General features: G+C 62.7%; 1 protein-coding gene. It reads right to left on the bottom strand.

The window, feature by feature from the left end; genetic code table 11:
• On the bottom strand, nt 1-209 hold a 209-nt coding region (locus ACQRAX_RS25800; protein ID WP_427867808.1), incomplete at both ends, for a hypothetical protein.

Below are 209 nucleotides of genomic sequence, written 5' to 3'. Positions count from 1 at the left end.
ACCACGCCCGTGGCTGGGTTGTAGCCAGTGATGGTCAGGGTGTTGCCCAGCGCAGTTGTGCCTGACTGCGGGAAGCTGCCCGTGCCATTGCTGATCACCGTGACGCCCTCAATGGTCAGGGTCTTCAGGCCGTCCGGTGCATGCACGGTGAAGCTGCCGCTTTGGGTCAGCGCCGATCCACTCGGGCTACTGCCATCGCCAAGATTCTT

This window comes from Pseudomonas sp. UM16, from assembly GCF_050312595.1.
Lineage (GTDB): Bacteria > Pseudomonadota > Gammaproteobacteria > Pseudomonadales > Pseudomonadaceae > Aquipseudomonas.
This window is presented reverse-complemented; position numbering and strand designations above follow the sequence as displayed.